At 52.9% G+C, this 4,214-nt stretch carries 3 protein-coding genes and 1 pseudogene; all 4 read left to right on the top strand.

All coding sequences use genetic code 11. The features are described from left to right. Window positions 1-122: 122 nt before the first annotated feature. On the top strand, window positions 123-1,046 hold the full coding sequence (locus ABYW01_RS15535) for a catechol 2,3-dioxygenase (RefSeq protein ID WP_372834363.1): 924 nt from the start codon (window positions 123-125) through the stop codon (window positions 1,044-1,046). Between the two features lie 116 nt (window positions 1,047-1,162). Next, window positions 1,163-2,623, top strand: coding sequence for a 2-hydroxymuconic semialdehyde dehydrogenase (locus ABYW01_RS15530; RefSeq protein WP_372834361.1), 1,461 nt, complete (start codon window positions 1,163-1,165; stop codon window positions 2,621-2,623). Between the two features lie 295 nt (window positions 2,624-2,918). After that, entirely contained in the window at window positions 2,919-3,704 is a 786-nt protein-coding gene (gene dmpE, locus ABYW01_RS15525; protein ID WP_372834358.1) for a 2-oxopent-4-enoate hydratase, read from the top strand. An 87-nt stretch (window positions 3,705-3,791) separates the two neighbouring features. Further along, window positions 3,792-4,214, top strand: a pseudogene (locus ABYW01_RS15520) (acetaldehyde dehydrogenase (acetylating)); the annotation flags it as partial.

Below are 4,214 nucleotides of genomic sequence, written 5' to 3'. Positions count from 1 at the left end.
GGAAGAGGGCGAGGGTTTTGCTCTGGCCTGCCGCATCTTGCCACGCGGTGACATGGTGATCGAGTCTGATCACTTCGAACCGGCACAGTAACGGTCAAATAATAAGAACCGAGGATAAAGAGATGAGAAAAGGTGTAATGCGTCCGGGTCATATCCAGCTTCGTGTATTGGATATGAAAGAAGCGTTGGGTCACTACCGTGATCTGCTGGGACTGATTGAGGTAGAAACGGACGCTGAAGGCCGTGTCTATCTGAAAGGCTGGACCGAAGTCGATAAATTCTCTGTGGTACTGCGCGAAGCGGACGAGCCGGGTATGGATTTCGTTGGCTACAAGGTACTGAACAACGACGTACTGGATCAGCTGCAGAAGGAGCTGGTGGAGTTTGGTTGCAATGTGGAAGAGATTCCAGCAGGTGAACTGAACGGTTGTGGTCGTCGTGTCCGCTTTGATTCTCCAACCGGTCATATGTTTGAGATCTACGCTGAGAAAGAACAGACCGGTAAATGGGGTGTATCTGGCGTTAACCCTGATGCGTGGCCACGCGGTCTGACCGGCATGAAAGCGACCCGTTTTGATCACTGTCTGCTGTACGGCGACGACATCGACGGCACACTGAAGCTGTTCTGTGATGTGCTGGGTTTTGATCTGGCCGAGCAGGTGCTGGATGAGAACGGTGATCGTGTAGCCCAGTTCCTGACTGCTTCTATGAAAGCGCACGATGTTGCCTTCATCAAACACCCGGAGAAGGGCAAGTTCCACCATGCTTCTTTCTTCCTGGATACCTGGGAAGACGTGCTGCGTGCGGCTGACCTGATCTCCATGGAAGATGTGTCTCTGGATATCGGTCCGACCCGTCACGGTCTGACCCACGGTAAAACCATCTACTTCTTTGATCCATCCGGTAACCGTACCGAAGTGTTCTGTGGTGGCGATTACCACTACCCGGATCACGAGCCAGTGACCTGGACCACCGATCAGTTGGGTAAAGCGATCTTCTACCATGATCGCGTACTGAACGAGCGTTTCCTGACTGCACTGACCTGATCCACATAGCTGTTACCCGCGTTGGCGATTCGCCAGCGCGGGGTTTTGCCGTTGCCGGGCCAGCATGGATTTGACACAGGTTTTTACACAGATAGCCATCTGAATGAGAGTTTGAAATGAAAGATTTTAAGAACTTTATCAACGGGGAGTTTGTAGGTACTGCCAGCGGCAAGACCTTCGAAAACCGTAACCCGGTTGATAACAGTGTGATCGGCATGGTTCACGAAGCCGGTGAACCTGAGGTTGCTGCCGCTGTTGCTGCAGCCAAGGCAGCGATGAAAGGGCCTTGGGGCAAAATGACACAAGCGGCGCGTATTGAAATGCTGAACCGCGTTGCGGATCGCATCAATGAGCGTTTCGAAGAGTTTCTGGATGCCGAGTGCAAGGACACCGGTAAGCCACGCAAGATCGCCTCTCATATTGATATTCCCCGTGGTGCGACCAACTTTAAAGCGTTCTCTGAAACGCTGGCGAACCACCCAACTGAAGCTTTCAAACTGGATACACCCGACGGTCAGGGCGCGCTGAACTACGGTCACCGCAAACCAAAAGGTGTGGTCGCTGTGATCAGCCCATGGAACCTGCCGCTGCTGTTGATGACGTTCAAAGTCGGTCCGGCACTGGCGTGTGGTAATGCGGTTGTTGTTAAGCCATCTGAAGAAACCCCGGCGACTGCCACCCTGCTGGGTGAAGTGATGAACGAATGCGGCGTACCCGCGGGTGTATACAACGTGGTGCACGGCTTTGGTGGAGATTCTGCTGGTGCCTTCCTGACCGCGCATCCTGATGTGGACGCAATTACCTTCACGGGTGAAACCCGTACCGGCGAGATCATCATGCGTGCCGCTTCCGTTGGCTTGCGCAACATCTCTATGGAATGTGGTGGTAAGAATCCGGGCATCGTCTTTGCTGATTGCGATATGAATAAAGCGATCGAAGGCACCATGCGTTCAGCATTTGTGAACTGTGGTCAGGTGTGTCTCGGTACCGAGCGTGTCTATGTTGAACGTCCAATTTTCGAAGAATTTGTTCAGCGCCTGAAAGAGGGTGTTGAGAAGCTGAAGCTGGGCCGTCCTGAAGACGCAGATGTGGATTTTGGTCCGCTGGTCAGCCAGGAACATAAAGAGAAGGTTCTTTCCTACTACCGTACGGCGGTTGAAGAAGGTGCCAACGTAGTGATCGGTGGTGGCATTCCCGATATGGGCGAAGAGCTGAACGCTGGCGCGTGGGTAGAACCAACGATCTGGACCGGTCTGGCGGATGATTCCCGTACCGTGAACGAAGAGATCTTTGGCCCTTGCTGCCACATCCGCCCATTCGACACCGAAGAAGAAGTGATCGAGCTGGCCAATGACACCGACTACGGTCTGGCGGCAACGGTATGGACTGAAAACACCTCCCGTGCGACCCGTGTTGCAGAATCGATGGATGTGGGTCTGGTGTGGGTGAATAGCTGGTTCCTGCGTGACCTGCGTACGGCATTTGGTGGTGCGAAGCAGTCCGGTATTGGCCGCGAAGGTGGTGTACATGGCCTCGAATTTTACACCGAGCTTAAAAACGTCTGCATCAAATTGTAAATGCTTCGAGTTTAAGAATGACTTCATCCAAGTGTAGGGCGCCGGCAGGCTAATCACCTTCGATGACGACGAGACCTGCCCTACAAAGGGTGTGCTTCAAGTCCTGAACCAAAATCCAGGCCTCAGAGTGTGTGGTTAAACCACTCAGCTCGTGTAGCCGTTGTAGGGCACCCTTTAGGGTGCCGGCAGGCTGAAAGCCAGCCCTACAAAGGCTGTACCTCAAGAATCAGAGCTTGCGATTAAATCTGACCCCAGATCGCCTGTTACGGAAGGGCGGTTGAGAGAGAGAACAGATATGAATAAAGAACAAATTATCCAATGTGGTGACGAGCTGTTCGATGCGATGCAGCAGCTGAAGATGTTGCGTCCGTTCACCGAGCGCTACGACGACATCACCATCGAAGACGCATACAACATCTCCCTGCGCATGATCGAGCGTCGTGTGGAAGCAGGCGAAAAAATCATCGGTAAGAAGATTGGTGTGACCTCTAAAGTTGTGCAGAACATGCTCAACGTACATCAACCTGATTTTGGTTACCTGACAGACCAGATGGCGTACAGCCAGGGTCAGGAGATGCCGATCAGTGAGAAGCTGATTCAGCCTAAAGCAGAAGGTGAGATCGCTTTCATTCTGAAGAAAGACCTGATGGGCCCGGGTGTAACCAATGCTGACGTATTGGCGGCAACCGATTGTGTGATCCCATGTTTCGAAGTGGTCGATTCCCGCATCGAAAACTGGCAGATCAAAATTCAGGATACCGTGGCAGATAACGCTTCGTGTGGCCTGTTCATTCTGGGTGATAAAGCGGTTGATCCTCGCAAAGTGGATCTGGCGACCTGCGGCATGGTGGTCGAGAAAAATGGTTCTGTTATCTCGACCGGCGCAGGCGCAGCAGCACTGGGTAGCCCGGTGAACTGTGTAGCATGGCTGGCGAATACGCTGGGCGAATTTGGTATTCCACTGAAAGCGGGCGAAGTGATTCTGTCCGGTTCTCTGGTGCCGCTGGAGCCGGTACAGGCAGGTGATCACATGAGCGTAAGTATCGGCGGCATCGGTTCTGCTTCCGTGCGCTTTGTGTAAACGATCACACGAGACAAAGGACCTGAATCAACAGATCGGGTCGTTCCCCTGCGTATCAGCATTATTGAATTAGGGTGATAAAGAAACATGAGTAAGAAACTAAAAGCGGCCATTATCGGCCCCGGCAATATCGGCACCGACCTGCTGATTAAAATGTTCCGCTCTGAATGGATCGAGCCTGTGTGGATGGTGGGTATCGACCCGGAATCCGACGGCCTGAAACGCGCTCAGGAGATGGGTATCAAGACCACCGCTGAAGGCGTTGATGGTCTGCTGCCTCATGTGGTTGAAGATGATATCCGTGTTGCGTTTGATGCGACGTCTGCTTATGTACACGCTGAGAACAGCCGTAAGCTGAATGAACTGGGTGTGATCATGATCGATCTGACCCCAGCCGCTATTGGTCCGTTCTGTGTGCCACCTGTCAATCTGGCTGAGCACGCTAAAAACCTGGAGATGAACGTCAACATGGTGACCTGTGGTGGTCAGGCGACCATCCCGATGGTGGCG

Source organism: Pontibacterium sp., from assembly GCF_041587635.1.
Lineage (GTDB): Bacteria > Pseudomonadota > Gammaproteobacteria > Pseudomonadales > Balneatricaceae > Pontibacterium.
Note: the sequence above shows the minus strand (reverse complement) of the source record. Positions and strands in the feature narration are given on the sequence as shown.

Coding starts and splice junctions, on each gene's coding strand:
- ABYW01_RS15530 (WP_372834361.1), top strand. CDS start 1,163: ATGAAAGATTTTAAGAACTTTATCAACGGGGAGTTTGTAGGTACTGCC.
- ABYW01_RS15535 (WP_372834363.1), top strand. CDS start 123: ATGAGAAAAGGTGTAATGCGTCCGGGTCATATCCAGCTTCGTGTATTG.
- dmpE (WP_372834358.1), top strand. CDS start 2,919: ATGAATAAAGAACAAATTATCCAATGTGGTGACGAGCTGTTCGATGCG.